Below are 24,073 nucleotides of genomic sequence, written 5' to 3'. Positions count from 1 at the left end.
GGGGTCAGGCGGCGTGAATGGGCGGGCGGCGGTCCCGCCAGGGGCGGGCGCGTTCCAACTGGCCGGCGAGACGGAACAGCGTCGCCTCGTCTCCGGCGCGGCCGGTGAACTGCGAGCCGACCGGCAGTCCTTCGGCGTTCCAGGACAGCGGAATGCTCATCGCCGGCAGGCCGGCCATGTTGGCGAAGGTGGTGAAGGCCAGGAACTGCATGAAGCGGTCCATCACGGCTTCCCCGCCATGCAGCCCGGCATCGAAATGGCCGAGCTTCGGCGGCGGTGAGCCCAGCGTCGGCGTCAGCCAGACATCGTAGCGTTCCAGAAAGCGCCCGAGGATGCGGGAGAAGCCGTGGAACCAGCCCAGATCGGTCACGTAATCCGCCGCCAGGATGCGGCTGCCGCGCTCGAACAGGTAGCGGTTGAAGGGCTCGACCTCTTCCGCCAGGGCGACGGGGGAGCGGTTGGTGGCGCGGCCGATGCTCCACAGGCTGCGCGTCGCCGTCATCGACCAGAAACGACGATAGGCCGACTGGTACTGCTCCGCGTCGAAGGCCGGGGCGGCGATTTCGACGTCATGCCCCAACTCGGCGCAGAGACGCGCGGTGTCGCGCACCGCAGCCACGCAGTCCGGATCCACATCGGTACCAAGCAGCGACTGGTCGGTGACCGCGATGCGCAGTCGCCCCGGCTCGCGGCCGACCTGCGACAGGAAGCTCTCCGCCGGCGGCGCAGCGCTGTAGGGGTCGCCGGCCATCGGCCCGTGGGTGGCGTCGAGCAGGGCCGCGCTGTCGCGTACGGTCATCGTCACCACATGTTCGTTGACGATGCCGCCCAGGCTGTCGCCCAGGTCAGGACCCATGGTGATGCGTCCCCGCGTCGGCTTCAGCCCGAACAACCCGCAGCAGGACGCGGGAATGCGGATGGAGCCGGCGCCGTCGCCGCCATGGGCCGCCGGCACCATGCCGCCCGCCACCGCCGCCGCGGCACCGCCGCTCGACCCGCCGCTGGAGCGGCTCGGGTCCCACGGGTTGCGGGTCGGACCGAACAGCACCGGCTCCGTCGTGCCGAGCGTGCCGAATTCGCACAGGTTGGTCTTGCCGACCGTCAGCAGACCGGCGCGGCGGTAGCGCGCCATCAACTCGCTGTCATGGTCGACGACGGCCCCGGCCAACAGGCGGGAGGCGCCGGTGGTCGGCGTGCCGCGGACATGGCAGTAGAGATCCTTGATCAGGAAGGGTACGCCGGCGAAGGGGCCGGACGACGCCTCACCGTTCGCGAGCGCGGCGCGGGCCTGGTCGTAGAGCGGCAGGACCACCGCGTTCAGCACCGGGTTCACCGCCTCGATGCGGGCGATGGTGGCGTCGAGCAGGTCGGCGGCGCCGATCTCGCCGTCGCGGATCAGGCGGGCCTGATCAAGCAGATCGAGATAGGTCATAATGGTCCCCCTCAGGCGGCGAGGCTGTCGCGGGACAGCGTGTCGGCGACGTCATCCAGCGCGGCGCGCAGCCGCTCGACCAGTGCGTCGATCTGGCCGGGTTCGATGACGTAGGGCGGGCAGAGCGCGATGTTGTCGCCCATGTTGCGGATGATCGCGCCATGGGCGAGGCAGCGCCGCTCCACCTGCGCACCGACCCGCAGGGCGGGGTCGAAATCGCGGCCGGTCGCCGGGTCGGCGGTAAGGCCGATGCCGGCCAGCAGGCCGACGCTGCGGATCTCGCCGACCAGCGGGTGCCCGGCCAGCGCCTCGTCCAGCGCGGCGCGCAGATGGGCGCCCAGCCGGCGGGCGCGGCCGACCACGTCGATCTCGTGATAGATGCGGATCGCCTCGGTCGCGACCGCCGCCGACACCGGATGGCCGGAATAGGTGAAGCCGTGGCCGAAGACGCCGATCTCCGCGCTCTGGTCGGCGATCGCCTGATAGATGCGGTCGCTCAGCGCCACCGCGGCGATGGGAATGGCGCCCGACGACAGTCCCTTCGCCATCGACATCATGTCCGGCAGGAAGCCGAAGGTCTGGCTGCCGAACCAGTTGCCGGTACGGCCGAACCCGCAGATCACCTCGTCGGCCAGCAGCAGGATGTCATAACGGGCCAGAACCGCCTGGATTTTGGGGAAGTAGGTCTCCGGCGGCAGGATCACCCCGCCCGCCCCCATCACCGGTTCGGCGATCATCGCCGCGATGCTGTCGGCGCCTTCCGCCTGGATCAGCGCCTCCAGTTCGGCCGCCAGCCGCGTTGCGTAATCCTCCTGGCTTTCGCCCGGTTCGGCATGACGGGCATGGTTGGGGCAGGCGGTGAAGACCACGCCCTGGTCCGGCAGATTGAAGGCGCGGTGCATGTGCGGCAGGCCGCTGAGTGCCGCGCCCATCACCGTGCTGCCGTGGAAGGCGCCGGTGCGGCTGATGATCTTGCGCTTCTCTGGCCGGCCACGCGCGGCGTTGTAGTACCAGGCAAGCTTCACCATGGTGTCGTTGGCCTCCGACCCAGAATTGGCGAAGAAGATCCTGCCGCCACTGATCGGCGAGATGGCCGAAATCGCCTCCGCCAGCGCCACGCAGGCGTCGTTCGTGCGGTGGTTGAAGGTGTGATAGGTCGCCAGCGTCCGCATCTGGCGGGCGGCGACCTCTGCCAGCCGCGCCTCTTCGAAGCCGAGCGACGCACACCACAACCCGGCCATCCCCTCGATATAGCGGCGGCCGGATTCGTCCACGACATGGACGCCGTCGCCCCGCACCAGGGTGAGCGGGCCGCGATCCTCATGGGCGCGGGCATTGGTTTGCGAATGCAGATGCAGGTCGATGTCCAAGGCACGAAGGGCGTTGGTCATGGGAACGGCTCTTCCTGATTGCGGGGGAATGAGTAAGGCGCACGGACTGCGCTTCGACCGCGGACCGCGGCGGAACGGGCGGCAACGTCGCGCTTGCCATTCCCAACTTGTATCTTATAAGTTATAAGATGTCGAGGGCAATTCGGCGCGCCCTTGCACCCCGCCGCTTACGATCCAGCGCCGATCCGCTGACAGGATGACCATGCCAACGACCGCCATCGCCGGACCGGCGCCCGATCCCATGGGCGCCGGCCGAACCTTGACGCCCGAATTTCTGGCGCCCGAAACCCCAACTCCTGAAACCATCGCCCATTTGGAGGAACGCGCCCGGCATGTCCGGCTGGAGACGATCCGGCTGATCGCCATCGCCAAGGTCGGCCACTATTCCTCGACCTTTTCCTGCGCGGAGCTGTTCGCGACGCTCTATTACGACGCCATGCGCCTGCGGCACGGGGAACCACGCTGGCCGGACCGCGACCGCTTCCTGATGGGCAAGGGCCATGCGGCGGTCGGGCTCTACCCGCTGCTGGCCGACTGGGGGTTCTTCCCGAAGGAACTGCTGGACGGTTACACCCGGCTGGGCAACCCGCTGGGGGACCACCCGGACATGACCAAGGTGCCGGGGGTGGATTTCAGTTCCGGCTCCATCGGGCACGCGCTGTCCGCCGGCCTCGGCATGGTGATGGGTGGCCGGATGATGGGCCGGCGCTTCGACGTCTATGTGATGCTCGGTGACGGCGAGATGCAGGAGGGGCAGGTGTGGGAAGCGGCGATGGCCGCCGCCCACCAGAAGGCCGGCAACCTGATCGCCATCGTCGACCGCAACGGCTACCAACTTGACGGTCAGGTGGACGAGGTGATGGGGATCGAGCCGCTGGCCGACAAATGGCGCGCCTTCGGCTGGGAGGTGCATGAGGTGGACGGCCACGACGTCGCCGCCCTCGCCACCCTGTTCCGCCGGCTGAAGCAGGACAAGACCCGCCGGAAGCCGGCCTGCGTCATCGCCAGGACGCTGAAGGGCAAGGGCGTCGGCTACATGGAGCGGGAGGCCGGCTGGCACCTGGGCTATCTGGCGCCGGAGGACGAGGCCGCCGCCATCGCCGAGATCATGGGGCAGCCCGCCGGCTCCGCCATCCTCCAGGGAGATGCGCAATGACCGCCACCAACACCCTCGCCGGGCCGGTCAATCCCGGCAGCTGGCAATACCGGCAGCTCAATGCTCGCGCACCCGGCCTGTCCTACCTGTCGGATGCGCTGTCGGCGCTGGTGGAGGACGGCCACCCGGTGATGGCCGGGACCGCCGACCTGCAATATTCCAACGGGCTCGCCCGCTTCGCCGCCCGGTATCCCGACCGCTTCATCCAGTTCGGCATCTCGGAGCAGAACATGGTGTCCGCGGCGGCCGGCATCGCCACCACCGGCGTGATGCCCTTCGTTGCGACCTTCGCCTCCTTCCTCGGGCTGCTGTGCTGCGAGCAGATCCGCATGGACGTCGCCTATTCCGCCCTGCCGGTGCGGCTGATCGGACACCATGCCGGCATCGCACTCGGCTTCTACGGCACCTCGCACCATGCGACCGAGGATCTGGCGATCATGCGCTCCATCGCCGGGCTGACCGTGGTCAATCCGGCCGACGGGCCGCAGCTGGCCGCCGCCATCAAGGCATCGGCCGACCACCCGGAACCGATCTATTTCCGCATCGGCCGCGGGCAGGAGCCGAACGTCTATGACGACCTCCCGGACTTCCGGTTCGGCAAAGCCATCGAGCACGAGACGGGCACCGACCTGACCATCATCGCCTGCGGCACCATGGTCCACCCGTCCCGCGAAGCGGTGCGGGCGCTGCGGGCGTCCGGCCTGTCGGTCGGGCTGATCGACATGCACACGATCAAGCCGCTGGACCGCGACGCGGTGCTGGCGGCGGCCGAACGCTCCCGCATCATCCTGACGGTGGAGGAGCACAACATCCTCGGCGGACTCGGCGGCGCAGTGGCGGAGGTGATGGCGGAGGCCGGCACCAAGGCAGTGCTGATCCGCCACGGCATCCGCGACGAATACAGCCTGATCGCCCCGCCGACGCACCTCTACCGCCACTACCAGCTCGACGCCGCCGGCATCGAGACGGTCGTCCGCGACATCCTGGCCTGACACCGCCGGCCGGGACGGGCCGATCCACCACCCGTCCCGGCAGCCCCGACGAGGACCAATCATGCCAATCGAAACCGACAACGCCGCGCTGACCGCGCGGGCGCGGGCCGTCATGCCCGGCGGGCTGCTCAGCCCCAGCCGCCAACTGGCGCATCCCTATGTGTTCGTGCGCGCCGCCGGGCCGTACCTGTACGACGCCGACGGCAACGAGCATGTCGACTATCACTGCGGCTTCGGCGCCAACATGCTGGGCCACTGCGCCGCAGCCGTGCGTGACCGGGTGACGGCGGTGTCCGAGCGCATCGACCTGATCGGCGCCGCGGCGCTGGACCTGGAGATCGAGGCGGCGGAAACGCTGGTCCGCCTGATCCCCTGCGCCGATCAGGTGGCCTTCTGCAGCAGCGGGTCGGAGGCGACCTACCACGCGCTGCGGCTGGCCCGCGCCGCCACCGGGCGGCGCACCGTCATCAAGTTCCAGGGCGGCTATCACGGCTGGCACGACTATGTCGCCATGAACGTACAGTCGCCCGCCGACCGCATCGGCCAGTACGACCCGGTGTGCGACGGCATCCTGCTCGACGCCGCCCGGCACACTGTGGTCCTGCCCTACAACGACGCCCAGGCGGCGGAGGATTACCTGTCCGCCCATCCGGGCGAGGTCGCCGCGGTCATCATCGAGCCGATCGCCCACAATATGGGGTCGGTGATCGCCCATGACGCCTTCCTGCGCGACCTGCGCCGGCTGACCGCCGACCATGGCACCGTGCTGATCTTCGACGAGGTCATCACCGGCTTCCGCCACGCGCTGGGCGGCTACCAGTCCATCGTCGGGGTGACGCCCGACCTCGCCACCTTCGGCAAGGCGGTGGCGTCCGGCCATCCGGTCGGGATCCTGGCCGGCCGCGCCGACCTGATGGAACGGCTGGGGCGGACCGGCGAAGGCGCGGTCTTCATGGGCGGCACCTTCAACGGCACGCCGCCGTCGCTGGCGGCCCTGCTGGCGACCATCGGCGAGCTGGAGCGGCCGGGCACTTACGGGCGGCTGTTCGCGCTGGGCGACCGCATGCGGACGGGACTGTCGGCCATTGTGGAGCGGCTGGGGATTCCGGCGCAGTCGGCGGGCTACGGCTCGGTCTGGCTGCTCTATTTCTTCCAGGGCGCCTTCGAGCGGTACGAGGATCTGCTGCGCAACGACAACGCCGCCGACCTCGCCTTCCGTCGGAGGCTGGTAGAGCAGCGGTTCATCTTCCAGCCCCTGCCGCTGAAGCGCCTCTACCTGTCGACCGCCCATGACGAGGCGCTGATCGACCGCACGCTGGACGCCATCGCCGAGACGCTGCATGCGCTGCGTCCGGCGATGCGGGTCGGCGCCTGACTTTCTGTGTTATAGCTTATAGGACGGCAGGAGGCGACGCCGCGGCGCAGCCCCTGCCGTTCGTCCGTGTGTGAGGAGATGATGTCGTGCGAATGCAGCCGATCGAACCGGGAAACCTGTCGGCGCGGTCCTACGTGGCGGTGCGCGAAGCGCTGATCGCCGGGAGCTTCAAGCCGGGCCAGCGGCTGGTCATGCAGGATCTGGCGGACGAGCTGGGCACCAGCATAACGCCAGTGCGTGAGGCCTGCCTGCGGCTGGTCAGCGAACAGGGGCTGGAACTGAGATCGGGCCGCTTCGTCTGCGTGCCGGGGCTCAGCCTGTCGCGCTATCTGGAAATCCGCACCATCCGCATCGCGCTGGAAGGTCTGGCGGCGGAACTCGGCGCTACCCATGCCACGGCGGAGGACATCGCCCGCCTGACCGAGGCGCATGCCCGGTTCGACGCGGCGGAGCGCGCCCGCGACGTCAAGGCGGCACTTCAGCACAACCGCGACTTCCACTTCGCGGTCTACCGTTTGTCCGGGATGGAGATGCTGGTCGGCCAGATCGAGAGCCTGTGGGTGTCGATGGGGCCGATCCTGAACGTCTTCTACAACGAGGTCGAACACGAGGATTACGCCGGCGCCGACGAGCATCTGGCGCTGATCGCCGCGCTCCGCGCCCATGACGGCCCCGCCGCGCGGGCCGCCATCGAACGCGACATCATCCGCGGCGGCGAGAGCCTGATCCCCTATCTCGAAAAGGTCGGCCAGTCCCTGACGCCGGCCTGACCGGCGCCAGGGCGCAGTCCTTTTCTCACTCCTCGTCCAGACCGCGCGGGGTACGCATCCCGGCGGTCTCGCCGCCGTCGATGGTCAGGACGGTGCCGTTGACGTAGCTCGACCGCTCCGACAGCAGCCAGGCGACCGCGTCGGCAACTTCCTCCGGCGCGCCGAAGCGGCCGGCGGGAATGCGCTGCTCCAGACGGCGGCGCTTGATCGCTTGCGTCTTGATGCCCTGCATCATGCGGGTGTCGATCTGGCCCGGGCAGACGGCGTTGAAGCGGACCTCGTCGCCGAACTCCAGCGCCAGCGCCTGGGTCATGCCGATCACCGCCGCCTTGGACGCGCAGTAGATCGCCAGCCCCTCCTCCCCGATCTTGCCGGCGACGGAGGCGACGTTCACCACAGCGCCGCGCGCCGCCCGCAGCCCCGGCAGGGCGAGGCGGGTGAACAGGAAGGCGCTGCGGGCGTTCACCGCCATCACCTGGTCCCAATCCTCCACCTGCGCCTCGGCGAAGGCGACGCGGCGCGACATGCCGGCATTGTTGACCAGACCGCCGATGCGGCCATCGCCGAGGTCCATCGCGCGCCCGACTGCCCGGGCGCAGTCGTCGGGCGAGGCGACGTCGCCGCGCTGGAAGACGGCGCCCGGGCAGCGGCCGGCGAGGTCCGCCCCCGCCGCTTCGTCCCGGCCGGTGAAGAGGACGGCCCGCCCTTCGCCGGTCAGGCGCTCCACACAGGCGCGGCCGATGCCGTGCGTGCCGCCGGTAACGATGATCATGCCTTGCTCCCAGGCTTTGAACCGGTCCCCCGCCCCAGCCGGGCGAGGAGGACCATGAAGACGATGGTGACGCCGACCAGCAGGGTCGACATCGCCAGGATGGACGGATCGATGGTGTCGCGGATGCCGTCGAACATCTGGCGCGGCAGGGTCCGCTGTTCCGGCCCGCCGACGAACAGCGCCACCACCACCTCGTCGAAGGAAAAGATGAAGGCGAACAGGCCGCCGGACAGCACGCCCGGCAGGATCAGCGGCAGCGTCACGGTCAGGAAGGCCCGCACCGGCGAGGCGCCCAGGCTGTAGGCCGCCCGCACCAGGGTGGTGTCGAAGTTGCGCAGGGTCGCCGTCACCGTGATGACGACGAAGGGCGCGCCCAGCGCCGCATGCGCCAGGATCAGCCCGAGATAGGAGGCGGTCAGGCCGATCCGCGCGAACAGGAAATACATGGCGACGCCGCTGATCACCACCGGCACCACCATCGGCGCGATCAGCAGGCCGAGCAGGAAGGACCGCCCCGGCAGGTCGTTGCGCGCCAGCCCCAGCGCCGCCAGCGTGCCGAGCAGCGTCGCCAGCGCCATGGCGCCGGTGCCGACGATCAGGCTGTTGCGCAGCGCCGGCAGCCAGGGGCCGGACGCCGCCATCACCTTCTCGTACCATTGCAGCGACAGGCCGGGGATCGGGTAGGACAGGAAGCCGGCGGAGCTGAAGGAAATCGGGACGACCGCCAGGATCGGCCCCACCAGGAAGACCATCATCGCGCAGCAGAAGGCATAGTGGAGAACACGGGTGGGATTGGACATGGTTCGGCCTCTCTTCCGGACGCGGGGACCTCACTGGATGCCGGCGATGCGGCCGACGCCGATCAGGCGCCCGACCGTCGCGTAAAGCAGCATGATGCAGGCGAGCAGGATCGCCCCCAGCGCCGAAGACAGGCCCCAATTGATGGTGGTGTTCGCGTAGTAGGCGATGAAATAGCTGGTCATCTGGTCGCGGGCGCCGCCGACCAGGCTGGGCGTGATGTAATAGCCGACGCCGATGATGAAGGTCATCAGGCACCCCGCCCCGACGCCCGGCAGCGTCATCGGCAGATAGACCTTGAGGAAGCCGACCGCCGGATGGGCGCCCAGCGAGGCCGAGGCCCGCATGTAGGACGGCGAGATGCCCTTCATCACGCTGAGGATCGGCAGGATCATGAAGGGCAGCAGGATGTGCACCATCGCGACATAGAGGCCAAAGCGGTTGAACACCAGTTCCAGCGGCGCATCGACGATGCCGAGCCGGGTCAGCAGCCCGTTCAGCACGCCTTCCTTCTGCAACACGACGATCCAGGCGCTGGTCCGCACCAGCAGCGAGGTCCAGAAGGGCAGCAGCACGCAGACCATCAGCACCGACGCGAAGCCGCGCGGCAGGCTGACCAACGCATGGGCCAGCGGGAAGCCCAGCACGAGGCACAGGAGCGTGGTGACGAAGCCGATCCACAGGGTGCGGCCCAGCGTGTCGATGTAGATGCGCTCCTCCGCCGGAGCCCGTGCGATCGAACCGTTGTTGTCCATCCGCAGGTCGAGCGCCGTCAGCAGGTAGTAGGGCGTCAGCGGCGGGCTGGCCCGCCGCAGCGCCGCCCAGGTGGCAGGCTCGCCCCAGCGCGGATCGATGGCGGTCAGCTCCGCCGCCCAGCCCGCCTGCGGCCGGTCGATGGCGCGGACGGACCGCGCGGTCCTGGTCAGCAGCGCGCGGTAGCCGGAGCGTTCGTAATTCAGGCGCCGGCTCGCCTCGCCCAGGCGAGGCTCGCCATAGGCGGCCTTCAGGTCGCGGGCCAGCGCGGCATAGGCGCTCTCCGGCGGCAGTCCCTCGCCGGTCCAGCCTCGCATCTCCGCTGCGACGCCGGGCAACGCCGCGCCCACTTCGCCATTCTCCACCGCATGCACCAGCATGCCGCCCAGCGGCAGCACGAAGACCAGGGTGAGGAACAGGATGAGCGGCGCGATCAGCAGGGCCGAGACCATCCGGGCCTTCGCACGCGACGACAGGGACGGCGGCGTCAGCGCCGAAGCCCCATCCATTGCTTCTGTGGTGGTTGCCATGCGCGTCATCGCTCCTTTCCACCGTTCATCGGGAGCGCCAGTTGGCAAAGCGCGCTTCCAACGCCTCGCCATGGTCGGCCCAGAAGGCGGTGTCGAGCGGGACCGCCAGGGCGAAATTCGCGGGGCTCGTCGGCAGGTCGGCGGCCAGCTTCGGATCGACGGCAAGGTTCGCTTTACGATTGGTCACGCCATAGGCGATGTGGCTGGGGAAACGCGCCTGCACCTCCGGCCGGCTGGCGAAGGCGATGAAGCGCTCCGCCGTGGCCCGGTTCTTCGCCCCCTTCGGGATCGCCCAGTAATCGACGCCCAGCACCTGCCCGTCCCAGGCGAGCGCGAAGGACCGCCCGCCCTGGTTGGCCGCCGCCACCCGACCGTTGAAGGCGGCCGACATGACCACGTCGCTGGAAGCCAGCCGCTCGATCGGCTCGGCGCCGGAAGTCCACCACAGGATATTCGGCTTGAGCCTGTCGAGCGACGCGAAGGCACGCTCCACCCCGGCCGGGGTCGCCAATACCTTGTACACCTCCTCACGCGGCACGCCATCGGCCAGCAGGGCGATCTCCAACGTCATCTTAGCGGTCTGACGCAGGCCGCGCTTGCCCGGCCAGCGCTGCACGTTCCAGAAATCGGCCCAGTTTTTCGGGCCGTCGGCGATGCGGGAGCGGTCGTAGGTCATCACCATCGACCAGACGAAGGCGCCGACACCGCATTCGCTGTAGGCCCCGTCGATGAAATCCCTGCGGTCGCCGATCCCGGTCCAGTCGATCTTCTCGAACAGCCCTTCCTCGCAGCCGCTCAGCAGGCTGTTCTGTTCGACCTGCAGCACATCCCAGCTGACGCTGCCGGTATCGACCATGGCGCGGACCTTCGCCATCTGACCCGAATAGGAATCCTCGGTCAGTTGCACCTTGTTGGCATCGGCAAAGGGGCGGAAGAACACCGCGCGTTCGGCGTCCTGCAGCACACCGCCGGCGCCGACGACGGTCAATTGCTCGGTTTTTGTGGATTGCGCCAGGGCCGGCGCGGACAACAGCCCGGCGGCCAGCGCGCATCCGATGATGCGCGTCGCGTGAAGCATCATGTTTCTCACCTGTTCAGGAAACTGGTTGCGGTCGGCTCTGCACCCGGTCCGGTGAACCCGGATCTATTGGGCGACCCAGCGCTCGAAGCGCTGCTGCAACTCATCCTCGTTGTTCACCCAGAAGGGCGTGTCGATCATCAACGCGCCCGCCATGTTCTGCGAGGCGGTCGGCAGGTCCGGCTGGACTTTCGGATCGATCAGGGCGGAGGCGCGGCCGTTGGTGACGCCGTAGGGGATCGTCTCGGCAAAGCGCTTCTGCGCATCGGCGCTGGTCATGTAGGCGACCAGTTCCCTGGCCGCCGCCAGCTTGTCGGTGCCCTTGGGGATCGTCCAGTAATCGGCGGAATAGAGCTGCTGTGTCCACAGCATGGTGAAGGACCGCCCGTCCTTGTTGGCGGCGGCGACCCGCCCGTTGTAGGCGGAGGTCATGACGACATTGCCGGCGGCGAGCCATTCGACCGGCTGCGCGCCGCTGACCCACCAGCGGATGTGCGGCTTGATCTGGTCCAGCTTGGCGAAGGCGCGGTCCACCCCCGCCTTGGTGCCCAGCGTCTCATAGAGCTTGTCGGGGGCGACGCCGTCGGCCAGCAGGGCGATCTCCAGCGTCATGCGCGCCTGCTTGCGTAAGCCGCGTTCGCCCGGCCAGCGCTTGAGGTCCCAGAAATCCGCCCAGGATTTCACGCCGGGGGTCTTGGCCGGATCGAAGGCCAGCACCTTCGACCAGACGAAGGCACCGACGCCGCAGGGCGCCTTGACCTGCGGGATGATGTCGGCGGCGTTCGGCTGGCTTTTCCAGTCGAAGGGTTCGAGAAGCCCCTCGTCGCAGGCCAGCGTCATCTCGTTCTCGTCCATCTGCAGGACGTCCCACGTGACCGTCCGCGACTGGTTCATCGCCTTCAGCTTGGCGATGCCGCCGGTGTAGGACTCCTCGATCAGCGGCGCACCCGACCGTTTGGAAAAGGGTTCGAAATAGGCCGTCCGCATCGCATCCTGCAACGATCCACCGAACCCGACGACGGTCAGGTCGCGCGCATGCGATGACCCGGACGCAATCAGTATGGCGAACACTATGGGCGCGCAAAGGCGCCCTGCCCGTCTTGTCGTCATCCGACCCTCCTTGTCTGGAACCCGGAAGGCCGGCGACGTCCCACCGCACCGGACCATCCGATGCAGCAATCTTATAAGTTATAAGTTACCTGTCAAGGCGGACAATTCGGTCAATGCGGTGAGTGGCGGACTGCAGCGCTGACCGCGAGCAAGCCGGCGATCATCACGAATTCGACGCCCTTGACCGACGCGGCGAGGTCCGGCGGCAACAGCAGGATCAGAACATGCGCACCGATCAGCATGATGATCGCCAGCACGACCGCGGTGCCGAACGAGCGCAGCGCCAGAATCGCGGCACAGCTGATTGCTGTCAGAAACGAGCCAACGGCAGCGAAATAGAGGTCGGAGTGGAGCGGGATCAGGTCCGACGCACCGCCGCCGAGTTGACCGGCGATCGACAGCAGGTGATTGCCGAGCCAGCCGAGAAGGCGCTGATTGCCCGACGGCATCATCAACAGGTCCAGCACCCCGCGAACGACGGAGCAGCCGGCGCTGTGCAGCTTGCAGGAAAGGGTCGACAGAACATCGCCGGCGGCGACGCAAAGTGAGGTGGATTGGCTCATGATCCGCGTCCTTGGATCTTTGGGAGAGATCGGGATCAGGCCGGACGCGAACGGATTGCCGTGCCGGTCAATGCAAGGACGCTAAACGTTCTTGCGTGAACGATAAACCACGCAGATCGAAGAAATCCGTTGCAAGATCAGGAACAATCAACGGCGGTTCCTCATCCCGCCATCTGGCCTTCGAAGCGGGAAATCAGGAAGGAGGCGGCCGGCCCCGGCGGGCTGTCGGTGCGATGGACGGCCTGCAGCCGATAGGGACCGCCCTTGCAGTCGGGCATGTCCAGCCGCACCAGCCGTCCGGTGTCCAGATCCTCCTGGATCATCGGCAGGGGCATGTTGCCCCAGCCGCCGGCATCGACCGCATCCTGCTGCCTGCCGTCCGCGACATCGGCGACGGGTTCCAGGTCCGCCGCTTCCTGCCGTCGGCCATGCGCCGGTCGGTCGGCCCCTTCATCTTCCTGGACAGCTTCGGCCCGGTGACCTCCACCGTCGGCGAGGGCAACCTGTCATTCTGAAAGGACCATCGTCATGACCACTTATGCCATCCTGGGCTCGGGCGCCATCGGCGCGGCCGTCGCCAGCCAGTTCGCCCACAAGGGCATCGAGGTCCTGCTCGCCAACAGCCGCGGACTGGAAACCTGTTCACGCTGCAGTCGCCAGACGACGCTTACCGGCGTCCTGGCGGTCTGCGAGAGCACCGCCCGGATGGGCAAGGCCCAGACGCACGAACGCCCCGGCTCTTTCGAACCGGGGCGTCAAGTGTCGGTGGTTGCGGGGGCGCGCAACCACCGAGAATTGACTCTCCCGCCTGTAGACGTTTAGCACCGTCAGTTGAGCGGTGCATCGCGGACAAGTTTGGCAACCGACGGCTGAGCTAAACCCGATGTTCAGGTCAGCTCAGCCGATTATGCTGCGGTGATGGGCCGCATCTCCCAACGGACGGCAGTCACAATCCCCCAATTGCCGGCATCATTGGGGCGGCGCCAGCACGCTTTAGGCATGGCGCGCAACTCCTGCAGGGCTTGCCGGTAATCGGCGACTTTTCGCTCCTCTCCTTTGGGGCCGATGGTGTAAGCGCGGGAATTGCCGAGTTCCGGAATAAAGGCGGTTCCGTCACGCGCCACGGGCACCAACAAGATCGACGTTTCGGCCGCCTCCATTTCTTTGGAGGGCAGTGTACCGGCTGCGGGTGCCTCTACCCCGCGGCCGGCTGAATAGGGAACGGGCTGTCTCCTTGGGATGCCCATGCGGGTACAGGCCCCGAATCGCCGAAGATGCTGTAGAGCCGCAGGCGTCTGCGGATCAGATCCTCGCGGGCCGCGACAAACTCCGGAAGAGCCTCCGGTACCCAAAGATGGGGTTCGGGCGGAATGAGATGCATCTCCAAAAAGCCGCCGTCGCGGGTGCGTATCCAGTCGCCGAACGACATGCCGGCTTTCTCTGAGTTCTCCCGCCCCAGCAGGAGCTGCAGATTTCCGATCCGATCGACGCAGGCCAGAATTTCGTCAATGCGGCTTTCAGAGATGCCTCGTCCCTGGAGGCTGCGGCGCGTGCAAAGCGTCCGCGGAATGATGTGGTCGATGTGGTAAAGCGACGACGACCAGTTCTGCTCCTCATAGAGGGTGGAAAGCGCCAAAAAACAGGTGCGCTGACCGTAGGTCGTTTCCAGCAAAGCCGCAACGTTCGCCTCCTCGTCGAAGGCGACGACGCGCCCACGGCGCTTGCGCAGCCCGTCGGTCAGGGCATGGAAGGGGAAGTCGCGCTCGGTCTCCATGGCCTCCCGCAACAAGGCGCGGGACGTGCCGATGGTCTGGTCCGAGCTTCCGCCGAACACGCTGTTCAGCAGCGCTCCGAGAAGCCATCGACGGATTCGCAAGCGGTTCTGGACCTCGAAAGGCGTCGTCCCATCGAGCATCACACCGTCACCCAGCTTGAACAGGTAATAGGCGATCGGCAGGACGGCGTTGGCGCTGGTCAGAGTGTCGCGGTCGATGCCGAACCGATTGACCAGCCGCAGCGTCGCCTCCAGCGACCGCTTAATCTCCGGCCAGTTGCGCTGGATGACCGCGAGGTTCGCCGTAGTGAAATTGTTGACCTTGTAAACGTGGTCCAGGTCAGACAAAACGAGGCAGGCCCGCATTACGAAATCTTTGTTGAGGTCGTTCTTGCGGTCGAGTTCATCGTTGAGTCGATCGACGAAGTTGAAGATCTCCTCGCGGGCGTTCACTCCGTCCCATTTGGACGTAATCATCGAAAGCAGCAAGTCGGACTTGCTGAGCTTGGTGCCGCCGTCGTTTGCCCTGATGAAGATGTCGAGCACGCGGTCATAACTCTGGCTCTTTTCCGTATAATAGGCGACGACGTCGTCCTTCCAGACCGTACGGTACAGGCGGTCCAGGTTGCGCTCGACGATCCGCACCTCGCCACGAGTGACGGTATCGGGGAGGCTGTCCACGACCTCCTCCTTCACCTGATCGAACCGGTCATCGTCGCGACAATCCAGAATGCGCCCGACCTTGAACCACAGGTGCCCGCGGTCATTACCCGGCGGTTCTTCGAAGAACCGAAGGCCATAGGTAACGCCGACCTCGTCCTCTTCTCCTGCGTCGTCTTGTCCGGGATCCTTGAGAAGGTTCAGATAGAGGCGCTGCTTGGACCAAGCCAGGGGATTGTCCCAGCGCTTATGCTTCAGCTTCACCGTGTAGCTGCCGCGCAGCCCGATCAGCAGGGAGGTCAGGCGCTGCTGCCCGTCGAGAACGAGCACAACGTCGCGCCCATCGGTCTCCGCCGGTTCGTTGTGCACTTGGCCATAGCGGAAGTTCTCGACGAATTGGTAGATGTCCCAGTTGCCGCGGTTCTCCGGCTGTAGTTCCCAGAACAGAAACGAACTGATCGGATAGCCTTTGAGCAGGCTGTCGAACAGCGCCACCACCTGCGAGGCCTCCCAGACGTAGGGCCGTTGGATGGCCGGCAGGAAATAGGTCCGGTTGATCTGGTCGAGGACGTCGGCGATGGTCGTGGATGCGTAGGACATGACAACCCAGGCAATGAATGACGTTGAGTTCCGGACTTCCCCGACGGACTGCTCCCCGGGATACGCGGCCTACGGCTCGGCTTGCCCTGTCAATCTGTAGCCAAGTGCCCGCCGGTGGCGGCGTTGAATATAATCGCCTTCGTTGCACACGCACAAACTGCGAATTGAGTCATCACGGCTTGCATCGCGCTGACGATGAGCAGGCTCCACCTCCAGACGCGGAAGCACCTTCCGATCGATCCAGGCCGGGAAACACAACCCAACTCTGGACCTGCGCCCTCGCCTGTCGCATCCTGCCGCCGCTTGCAGGAAGAGGTACCTCATGGCGATGGGTCCACAGCGCTGGCTGACGATCACGGAGTCCCCGTTCCCCTGGGAGCGGGAGGCGCTGGAGTTTTTGCGCGGACACCTGCCCGACCGTGACCCCTGGTACGCCTGGTCCAACGTCGAGTTCATCGACGACGAGGGCAAGGTCAACGAGGTCGACGCGCTCGTCCTGTCGCCGCACGGCCTGTTCCTGGTTGAAATCAAGAGCCGCCCGGGCCGGCTGGACGGCGATGCCCACAGCTGGACCTGGACCACGGACGGACGCCGCCGCACGGACGACAATCCGCTGATCCTGGCGAACCGCAAGGCCAAGCGCCTGAAGGGCTTGCTGCAGCGGCAGAGCGTGGTCAAGCGGCTGAAGCTGGGCCTGCCCTATGTCTCGGCGGTGATCTTCCTGTCCGCCGACGGGCTGGACTGGCAGGTCGATCCGTTCACCGCCATGTCCACCTTCGGGCGTCGTCCCTCCAGGTCGGGCGACGGCATCATCAATGCCCTGAACAACGGCTTGCAGACTGCGAGGCCGCACCCGCCGATAACGGCCGAACAGGCCAACATGGTGTGCCGGGCAATTGCGGAGGCCGGGATTCGCCCGTCCCTGCGCGACCGCCGCATCGGCGATTACGAGCTGAAACGCATCATGGCGGAGGGCGACGGCTGGCAGGATTGGGAAGGCCGCCACGTCACCCTGGACGTGTCGCGACGCATCCGTCTCTATCCCTACAGCTCCGCGTCCGACGAGGAGGCGCGCCGCGCGCTCGGCCGGATGGCGGTCAGGGAGTTCCAGGTCCTGGAGGGCATCGACCATCCGGGCCTGCTGCGGGTTCGCGACTACAGGGACACCGAACGCGGCCCGGCGCTGATCTTCGATCACGATCCGCGGGCGATCCGGCTCGACCTGCTGATGCGCGACCATCTCGACCTGATGGGGGCGGAGCTTCGGCTGCACATCGTCCGCCAATTGGCGGAAACCCTGAAATACGCCCATGGCAAGCGGCTGTTCCACCGTGCCCTGTCGCCACACAGCATTCTGGTCCGGGACGTCGATCAACCGCTGCCCCGGCTGCAGATCATGAACTGGCAGACGGCGGCGCGGGAAGCGTCGGCCGCCGGAACCACCCATGCCACCACCGGCACCAGCCACCTGGACAGCTATGTCGAGGATCCGGCGAAGGTTTACATCGCACCGGAAGCGCTCAGCGGCGGGCCGCAGTCCGGTCCGCACCACGACGTGTTCTCGCTGGCCGCCATCGCCTACCACCTGTTCACCGGCCAGCCACCCGCCCCCTCCCCGCTTGAACTGGCGGCTCGGCTGCGCTCCGGGTCCGGCCTGCTGGTCTCCGACGTTGTGGACGGGGCGATGCAGAGCCTTGTCGACCTGATCCGCATCGGCACCCATCCGGAGGTGCCGATGCGGATCGCCTCGATGGACGAGTTCCTCGAACGTCTGGCGGAAGTGGAGCGCGACCTGCAGCGCGGCACGCCGGAGACCACCGTCGACCCGTCCTCGGCCAAACCCGGCGACCGGCTGGAGGGCGGCTTCACCGTCGTCCGCCGGCTGGGCCGCGGCGCCTCGGCCGACGCCCTGCTGGTCCAGCCCGACGGCGAAGAGGGGGAGCTGGTGCTGAAGGTGGCGCTCGACTCCGCCCACAACGACCGGCTGGAGGCGGAGGCCACGGCCCTAGGCAAGCTGCACCACACCAACATCGTCTCGGCCCGCCGCACGCTGACCGTCGCCGGCCGGACGGCGATCCTGATGGAAAGCGCCGGCCCCCAGACCCTGGCGCAGCTGCTGCGCGCGCCCGGCGGCCTGTCGCTGGACCTCAAGCGCCGCTTCGGCGAGGAGCTGCTGAGCGCCGTCGACCATCTGGAGCAGGAGGGCGTCGCCCACCGCGACATCAAGCCGGACAACATCGGCATCACCGAAGGGAAGGAGCGCCGGCGCCTCGTGCTCTTCGACTTCTCGCTCGCCCGCACCTCCCCGGACAACATCCAGGCGGGGACCCGTCCCTATCTCGACCCCTTCCTGGTCCTGCGCCGCCCGCCGCGCTGGGATCTCAACGCCGAGCGGTTCGCCGCCGCCGTCACCCTGCACGAGATGATGACCGGCCTGCTGCCCAGCTGGGGCGACGGGCAGAGCGACGCGGCGATGATCGACGACGAGGCGACCATCGCGTCCGACCGCATCGACCCGCATCTGCGCGAGGGGCTGACCGCCTTCTTCGACAAGGCGCTGCGCCGCACCCCGCGCGAACGCTTCGACAATGCGGAGGACATGCTGCGGGCCTGGCGCCGGGTGTTCGACGAGGCGGTGACCGCCCAGGACGACCCGGACGGCTTCGACGCAATCGCCCGCCGCGTCACCGCCGCCACCCCCATCGCCGACCTCGGCTACAGCGTCGAGGCGCAGGACGTGCTCGACCGCATGGGCGTCCACAGCGTGCGCGACCTGCTGGAGGTGCCCCGCCGCAACATCCGGCTGGCGAGCGGCGTCGGCGACCGCATCCGCAAGGAAATCCGCCTGAAGGCGAAGCGGCTGGCTCAGCTTCGCCAGGATCTGGCCCCCGGCACCCCCGCCCCCACCGACCTCGGCGCCGCCGACACCGACCGCCCCAGCATCGACCGGCTGGCCGAGATGCTGATCCCCCGCCGCCCGCTGGGCGAGGAGACGACTGAGGATCAGGTGCTCGCCGTCTTCCTCGGGCTGGAGGCGGCCGGGACGCCGCAGGATTGGCCTTCCGTCGGCGAGGTGGCGAGCCGCTGCGGCATCGCACGCACCGCCGTCGCCGCAGCCCTCACCAAGGGCCGGGAGCGCTGGCAGCGGCAGAAGGCGCTGAACACCCTGCGCACCGACCTGTGCGCCCTGCTGAAGCTGCATGGCGGCGTGATGACGGTGGCCGAGCTGACGCCGCAGGTCCTCGCCATGCGCGGGTCCGCCAAGCTGGACGAAGCGGAACGGCTGCAACTGGCCGGCGCCGTCCTGCGCGCCGCCATCGAAACCGAAGGCGCGCTGGAACAGCCGCATTTCCTGCTGTTCGGCGCCGAAGGAAAGGACGCCGATGCGACGCCGCTGGTCGCCGAGGCGGCGGAATTGGCGCAGCACGCCCGGACACTCGGCCAGGCCGCCGACCGTCTCGCCGCCCTCGACCCGCTCGCCCCGCCGCAGCGGGTGCATGAGGAGCTGGAGGCGCTGGGCTGGCCGGTGCTGGAACGGGAGGATGCCGCCCCCCGCCCCACCCTGGCCCGCCTGCGCGCGCTGGCGGTCGCGGCGTCGGCCCAGGCCGCCCTGTCGAGCAAGGGGGAAATCTACCCGCGCGGCATGGTGCCGGACCGCACGCTGCGGCTGGCCGCCGGCTCCCTGCTCGGCCCCCGCATGCTGACCGAGGAGCAACTGCGTGAACGCGTGCGCGGCCGCTATCCCGACGCCGCCCCACTGCCGGCCCGCCCCGCGCTGGACGGCCTGCTGGAACAGGCGGGTATCGGCCGGATATGGCGCGAGCACGGCATCGGTCCGGACGCCGGCGACAACGAGCCCGGCTATTACGCCGACACGGCCAGCCCCGGCCATTCGTCGGGCTACAGTTCCATCCACCGGCTGATGACCGAGGGACCGGCGGTGGACGAGACGCCGGACGTCCTCGCCGCCCGCCAGCTGGAGGAGAAGTTCGCCTATGCCCGGCGCACCGGCGGCTTCCTGGCGCTGACCGTCGATCCCCGCCACTACCGGGATGCGGAACGGGCGCTGGTGGAGCGTTTCCCGCTGAAACGCCTCAGCCTCGACCGCCTGATGCTGGACGCCATGCAGGCGGAGGCGGACGGGCGCAAGGTGGACTGGTCGCTGGTGCTGCGCGCCGACGCCGCCGATCCGCAGAGCCGCGACTGGACCAACCTGCAACGGCTGATCGGCTTTGCCATGCCGAAGGTGGAACAGATCCTGCTGACCGCCGGGGAGCCGGTGCTGCTGACCGATTGCGGCCTGTTCGCCCGCTACGGCCTGATGGACCGCCTGCAACTGCTGCGCGACGCCTCCGGCACGGCGGGCGGCCCGCCGGGGCTGTGGCTGCTGCTGCCGCTGCCCGACGGCGGATTGCCGACCATTGGCGGCAAGGCGGTGCCGGTCATCGACGGCAGTCAGTGGGCGCGGCTGTCGGTCACCTGGATCGAGAATGCCCACCGCGCCGGCAGCCGCCCGGCGGCGTGACCCCGGCCCCTCCGAGACGCACCCCAGGGTAGCGGACATACACGGCGGCGGCGCGTGTTCATAGCGCCCGACCCTGTCGCTGTGCTATTCCGGCAGCCCAAGTTCCCTACCACTTTCGAAGACAGCGACCGGCCAATCCCATGATCGACGCCACCGCCCTGCTGAAAGACCTGAAGCGCCTGCTGCGCGCCCTGGAAACCGACATCCGGGAGCGGGTGACCGGCACCGCGCTGGATGCGGAGCTGCGGGCCGACTGGCAGGCGGCGCGCGATGCCAAGCGCACCGCCCAGGCCTATACCGCGTGGCTGGACGAGGAGGTGACGCAGGCGGCGGTGCATTGGGTGCTGGGCTGCGTCTTCCTGCGCTTCGTCGAGGACAACGGGCTGGTGGACCGGCCCTGGCTGTCGGGACCGGGGGAGCGGCTGGAGATGGCGCGCGACCGGCACGAGGCATGGTTCCGCGCCAACCCGACCGGGGAGGAGCGCGACTTCCTGCTGGCCTGCTTCGCCGAGGCGGCGGAACTGCCGGGGCTGGGCGCCCTGTTCGACCGGCGCCACAACCCGCTGTGGCGGCTGCCGGTGTCGGGCGACGGCGCCATCCTGCTGCGCGAGTTCTGGCAGCGCCGCGACCCCGACAGCGGCGTGCTGGTCCATGACTTCACCGACGGGGATCTCGGCACCCGTTTCCTGGGCGACCTGTATCAGGATCTGTCGGAGGCGGCGCGCAAGCGCTTCGCCCTGTTGCAGACGCCGGAATTCGTCGAGGAATTCATCCTCGACCGCACGCTGGACCCGGCGGTGCGCGAGTTCGGCTTCCGCGAGGTGCGGCTGATCGACCCCACCTGCGGCTCCGGCCACTTCCTGCTGGGCGCCTTCCGCCGGCTGTTCGGCCTGTGGTCCCTGCACGAGCCGACCCGCAACCCGCGCGACAGCGCGCAGAAGGCGCTGGACGCCGTCTGCGGCGTGGACATCAACCCCTTCGCCGCCGCCATCGCCCACTTCCGCCTGCTGATCGCGGCGCTGACCGCCTGCGGCATCGCCAGCCTGCGCGGCGCCCCCGATTTCCGGGTGTCGGTGGCGGTCGGCGACAGCCTGCTGCACGGCAAGCGCTTCATGGAGGTGCGCGGCTGGCAGATGTCGCTGATGCCGGAGGACGGTCTGGCCCACGTCTACCACGAGGAGGATCGTGAGGCGCTGGATCTGATCCTAGGGCGGCAGTATCACGCGGTGGTGGGGAATCCACCATATATTATTGTTAAGGACAAAGCTCTGAATCTGGCATACCGCGAGCGGTATTCTGCCTGCCACATGAAATATTCATTGGGAGTTCCTTTCACACAACGGTTTTGGGATTTGGCAATCACCAAAGGCGAAAATTCAGAATCCGGGTTTGTTGGAGTTATTACCGCAAATTCTTTTATGAAACGGGAATTTGGCAAAAAACTGATCGAGTCATTCTTGCCGAAAATTGATCTTACTGCTGTCATCGATACTGCCGGCGCTTATATTCCGGGTCACGGAACACCAACCGTCATTCTGTTCGGGCGCAATCAGAAGCCGGTTGCCTCCCAAGTACGCGCTGCTATGGGCATTAAAGGCGAACCAGGGACACCGGAAGATCCCAGCCTTGGCCTCGTATGGTCTTCAATCGTTAATGGAATCGACCAGGCAGGAACGGAAGATGCTTTCATTAGCATCGCAGATCTTCCGCGTGATGGCCTAGCCAAGCACCCTTGGAGTATGGGAGGAGGGGGCGCAAGCGACCTCAAGGAAGCCATTGAAAAGTCTTCAAGACAATCACTTGATTCTATTTCGGAAGAAATTGGAATTTCCGCGGTGACCGGCGAAGATGACGCTTATATAGCGGAACACGATAACGAACTCAAACGCCTTGGTGTGAAATCTATACATAAGATGATTGTAGGAGATGCGGTTCGTGATTGGAACGCACCCTTATGCGCAGCAATCTGGCCATTTGATGAGAACCTAAAAGTTTTACCTCCATCAGATGTATCTGATCTGCTGCGCTATCTTTGGAGCTACAGACGGCGTCTGCTAACGCGAAAGCGATTTGGTACGCTTATGGTTGATCGTGGACTTTCATGGTACGAGTTTCAGGAGCTGTATCCAGCCAAATTGAAAAGCCCTCTAACGATTACTGTTGGAGAGGTAAGCACCCACAATCACTTCTCCCTTAACCGCGGAGGCGTTGTTTTTAATCGCACTGCGCCTGTCATTAAACTATCCCCTAAATTCACAGAAGTGGATCACATTGCTATTACAGGCGTTCTTAATAGCTCGACGTCCTGTTTTTGGTTAAAACAGGTTTGCCACAATAAAGGAAGCACCGTAGACCAGAAGGGCGCTCGCCAGCGCACCGATCCCTTCGAGGACTTCTATCAATTCAACGCCACCAAGCTCCAATCCTTCCCCCTCGCCGAAGCCTACCCCACCGACCTCGCCACCGCGCTGGACGGGCTCGCCCGTGAGCTGACCGCCGCGCTGCCGAAGGCGGTGATCGCCCGTGCCCTACCGACCCGCGCCGATCTGGACGCGGCGAAGGCGCGCGCGCGGTCGATCCGCCGCCGCTTGATCGCCTTGCAGGAGGAATTGGATTTCCGCTGCTATCGCCTCTACGGCCTGCTGGAGGAGGATGCCGAGCATCCGGCCCCGCCGGAGGTCGATCTGGGCGAGCGCGCCTTCGAAATCGTCATGGCCCGCAAGATGGCCGACGGCGAGTTGGAGACGACGTGGTTCGACCGCCACGGCTCCACCCCCGTCACCGACATCCCCGCCCATTGGCCGGCCGATTACCGGGCGCTGGTCGAACGGCGCATCGCGCTGATCGAGGACAACCGCTGGATCGGTCTGGTCGAACGGCCGGAATACAAGCGGCGCTGGCAGTGGGACGACCAGGGCTTCGACGCCGGCTGGGCGAAGCGGGAACAGGCGGCGCTGAAGGACTGGCTGCTCGACCGGCTGGAGGATGGCCGCTATTGGTCGAGGGATCCGGCGCTGCTGCCGGTGTCGCGGCTGGCCGACATGGCGCGGCGCGATGCCGACTTCATGGCGATGGCGGAGCTGTACACCGGCCGCCCCGACTTCCAGGTGGCGCCGCTGGTGGCGGAACTGGTGGCGGCGGAATCCGTCCCCTTCCTGCCGGTCCTGCGCTACAGCGAGGACGGCCTGCGCAAGCGCCGCGCCTGGGAGGAAACCTGGGAGCTTCAGCGCCGCGAAGACGCCATCGACGCCCGCACCGGATTGCCGCAGGGCGATCCGAACCGACTGACCCCGGAGCAGGCGAAGGAGATGAAGGCGCGCGAGGTCGGCGACATCCCGGTCCCGCCGAAATACCGCACGCCCGACTTCCAGAAGACCGATTATTGGCGGTTGCGCGGCGGGCTGGACGTGCCGAAGGAACGCTTCGTCAGCTACCCCTTCGCCGAACGCGACGCCGACGGCAGCCTGATGGTCGCCTGGGCCGGCTACGACCACCTCCAGCAGGCGACCGCGCTCGCCGCCCACTATCTCGCCATGAAGGAGAACGAGGGCTGGAGCGCGGATCGGTTGATTCCTCTGCTGGCCGGCGTACAGGAGCTTGTGCCCTGGTTGTTGCAATGGCACAACGATTACAACCCTGACTTCGGCGTCGGGCTGGGCAGCTACTACCGGGACTTCGTGGCGGACGAGGCGCGCGCGCTGGGTCTGACCATCGACGATCTGCGGTCGTGGACCCCGCCGGCGCGCGCCACCGCCCGCCGTGGCCGGAGAAAGGCGTCGTGACCAGCTAAGGAA

At 67.2% G+C, this 24,073-nt stretch carries 18 protein-coding genes; 8 read left to right on the top strand and 10 right to left on the bottom strand.

The genetic code is table 11. The annotated features are described in order from the left end of the window. Positions 1–4: 4 nt before the first annotated feature. Positions 5–1,432: an amidase gene (locus tag FZ938_RS27850; RefSeq protein ID WP_149201523.1), complete on the bottom strand. Its 1,428-nt coding sequence runs from the start codon at positions 1,430–1,432 to the stop codon at positions 5–7. 11 nt (positions 1,433–1,443) lie between these two features. Further along, positions 1,444–2,823: an aminotransferase gene (locus tag FZ938_RS27845; RefSeq protein WP_149201522.1), complete on the bottom strand. Its 1,380-nt coding sequence runs from the start codon at positions 2,821–2,823 to the stop codon at positions 1,444–1,446. Between the two features lie 202 nt (positions 2,824–3,025). On the opposite strand from FZ938_RS27845, the gene FZ938_RS27840 reads away from it, so the two are divergent. The 4 genes from FZ938_RS27840 to FZ938_RS27825 all read left to right on the top strand — a co-directional run bounded on the left by FZ938_RS27840 (position 3,026) and on the right by FZ938_RS27825 (position 7,116). Then, complete coding sequence (locus FZ938_RS27840) at positions 3,026–3,979, top strand: transketolase (RefSeq protein ID WP_211101187.1); 954 nt, start codon at positions 3,026–3,028, stop codon at positions 3,977–3,979. Further along, entirely contained in the window at positions 3,976–4,971 is a 996-nt protein-coding gene (locus FZ938_RS27835; RefSeq protein WP_149201521.1) for a transketolase family protein, read from the top strand. The genes FZ938_RS27840 and FZ938_RS27835 overlap by 4 nt, the downstream gene beginning before the upstream one ends. Positions 4,972–5,032: 61 nt before the next feature. Next, positions 5,033–6,346, top strand: coding sequence for an aspartate aminotransferase family protein (locus tag FZ938_RS27830; RefSeq protein ID WP_211101186.1), 1,314 nt, complete (start codon positions 5,033–5,035; stop codon positions 6,344–6,346). Positions 6,347–6,438: 92 nt separating this feature from the next. Then, positions 6,439–7,116: a GntR family transcriptional regulator gene (locus FZ938_RS27825; RefSeq protein WP_246458174.1), complete on the top strand. Its 678-nt coding sequence runs from the start codon at positions 6,439–6,441 to the stop codon at positions 7,114–7,116. A gap of 25 nt (positions 7,117–7,141) precedes the next feature. Here FZ938_RS27825 and FZ938_RS27820 read toward each other — a convergent pair whose 3' ends face one another. The 6 genes from FZ938_RS27820 to FZ938_RS27795 all read right to left on the bottom strand — a co-directional run bounded on the left by FZ938_RS27820 (position 7,142) and on the right by FZ938_RS27795 (position 12,720). Continuing rightward, positions 7,142–7,888 (bottom strand): SDR family NAD(P)-dependent oxidoreductase, encoded by a 747-nt coding sequence (locus tag FZ938_RS27820; RefSeq protein ID WP_149201519.1) that lies wholly within the window; start codon positions 7,886–7,888, stop codon positions 7,142–7,144. Continuing rightward, positions 7,885–8,688, bottom strand: a complete 804-nt coding sequence (locus FZ938_RS27815) for an ABC transporter permease (protein ID WP_149201518.1) — start codon at positions 8,686–8,688, stop codon at positions 7,885–7,887. Before FZ938_RS27815 ends, FZ938_RS27820 begins: the two co-directional genes overlap by 4 nt. Positions 8,689–8,718: 30 nt before the next feature. Next, entirely contained in the window at positions 8,719–9,969 is a 1,251-nt protein-coding gene (locus FZ938_RS27810) for an ABC transporter permease (RefSeq protein WP_149201517.1), read from the bottom strand. A gap of 25 nt (positions 9,970–9,994) precedes the next feature. Further along, positions 9,995–11,050, bottom strand: a complete 1,056-nt coding sequence (locus FZ938_RS27805; protein ID WP_149201516.1) for an ABC transporter substrate-binding protein — start codon at positions 11,048–11,050, stop codon at positions 9,995–9,997. A 63-nt stretch (positions 11,051–11,113) separates the two neighbouring features. Further along, the gene (locus tag FZ938_RS27800; RefSeq protein ID WP_211101185.1) at positions 11,114–12,034 is read right to left on the bottom strand and encodes a polyamine ABC transporter substrate-binding protein; all 921 of its coding nucleotides are present in this window, start codon (positions 12,032–12,034) and stop codon (positions 11,114–11,116) included. 233 nt (positions 12,035–12,267) lie between these two features. Then, positions 12,268–12,720 (bottom strand): hypothetical protein, encoded by a 453-nt coding sequence (locus tag FZ938_RS27795; protein ID WP_149201514.1) that lies wholly within the window; start codon positions 12,718–12,720, stop codon positions 12,268–12,270. Between the two features lie 233 nt (positions 12,721–12,953). Between FZ938_RS27795 and FZ938_RS30735 the strand changes: the two genes are divergently transcribed. Both FZ938_RS30735 and FZ938_RS27785 read left to right on the top strand, forming a co-directional pair. Further along, positions 12,954–13,235, top strand: a complete 282-nt coding sequence (locus tag FZ938_RS30735) for a hypothetical protein (protein WP_174757454.1) — start codon at positions 12,954–12,956, stop codon at positions 13,233–13,235. 13 nt (positions 13,236–13,248) lie between these two features. Further along, positions 13,249–13,542, top strand: coding sequence for an NAD(P)-binding domain-containing protein (locus tag FZ938_RS27785; RefSeq protein WP_149201513.1), 294 nt, complete (start codon positions 13,249–13,251; stop codon positions 13,540–13,542). Positions 13,543–13,625: 83 nt separating this feature from the next. Here the strand turns inward: FZ938_RS27785 and FZ938_RS27780 are convergent, their stop codons facing one another. Together FZ938_RS27780 and FZ938_RS27775 are read right to left on the bottom strand one after the other, a co-directional pair. Then, on the bottom strand, positions 13,626–13,880 hold the full coding sequence (locus FZ938_RS27780; protein WP_211101184.1) for a hypothetical protein: 255 nt from the start codon (positions 13,878–13,880) through the stop codon (positions 13,626–13,628). A 35-nt stretch (positions 13,881–13,915) separates the two neighbouring features. Then, positions 13,916–15,754 carry a GmrSD restriction endonuclease domain-containing protein gene (locus tag FZ938_RS27775; RefSeq protein ID WP_149201512.1) on the bottom strand — a complete coding sequence of 613 codons (1,839 nt, stop codon included), beginning with the start codon at positions 15,752–15,754 and terminating at the stop codon, positions 13,916–13,918. A 322-nt stretch (positions 15,755–16,076) separates the two neighbouring features. On the opposite strand from FZ938_RS27775, the gene pglW reads away from it, so the two are divergent. Then, positions 16,077–20,279: a BREX system serine/threonine kinase PglW gene (gene pglW, locus FZ938_RS27770; RefSeq protein ID WP_149201511.1), complete on the top strand. Its 4,203-nt coding sequence runs from the start codon at positions 16,077–16,079 to the stop codon at positions 20,277–20,279. Positions 20,280–20,419: 140 nt separating this feature from the next. After that, a complete protein-coding gene (gene pglX, locus FZ938_RS27765) occupies positions 20,420–24,061 on the top strand; it encodes a BREX-2 system adenine-specific DNA-methyltransferase PglX (protein WP_149201510.1) in 3,642 nt (1,213 codons plus the stop codon). Positions 24,062–24,073: the final 12 nt, after the last annotated feature.

Source organism: Azospirillum oryzae (assembly GCF_008364795.1).
Taxonomy (GTDB): Bacteria; Pseudomonadota; Alphaproteobacteria; order Azospirillales; family Azospirillaceae; genus Azospirillum; species Azospirillum oryzae.
The sequence above is the reverse complement of the archived record's forward strand: the minus strand, read 5'-3'. Positions and strand labels throughout refer to the sequence as shown.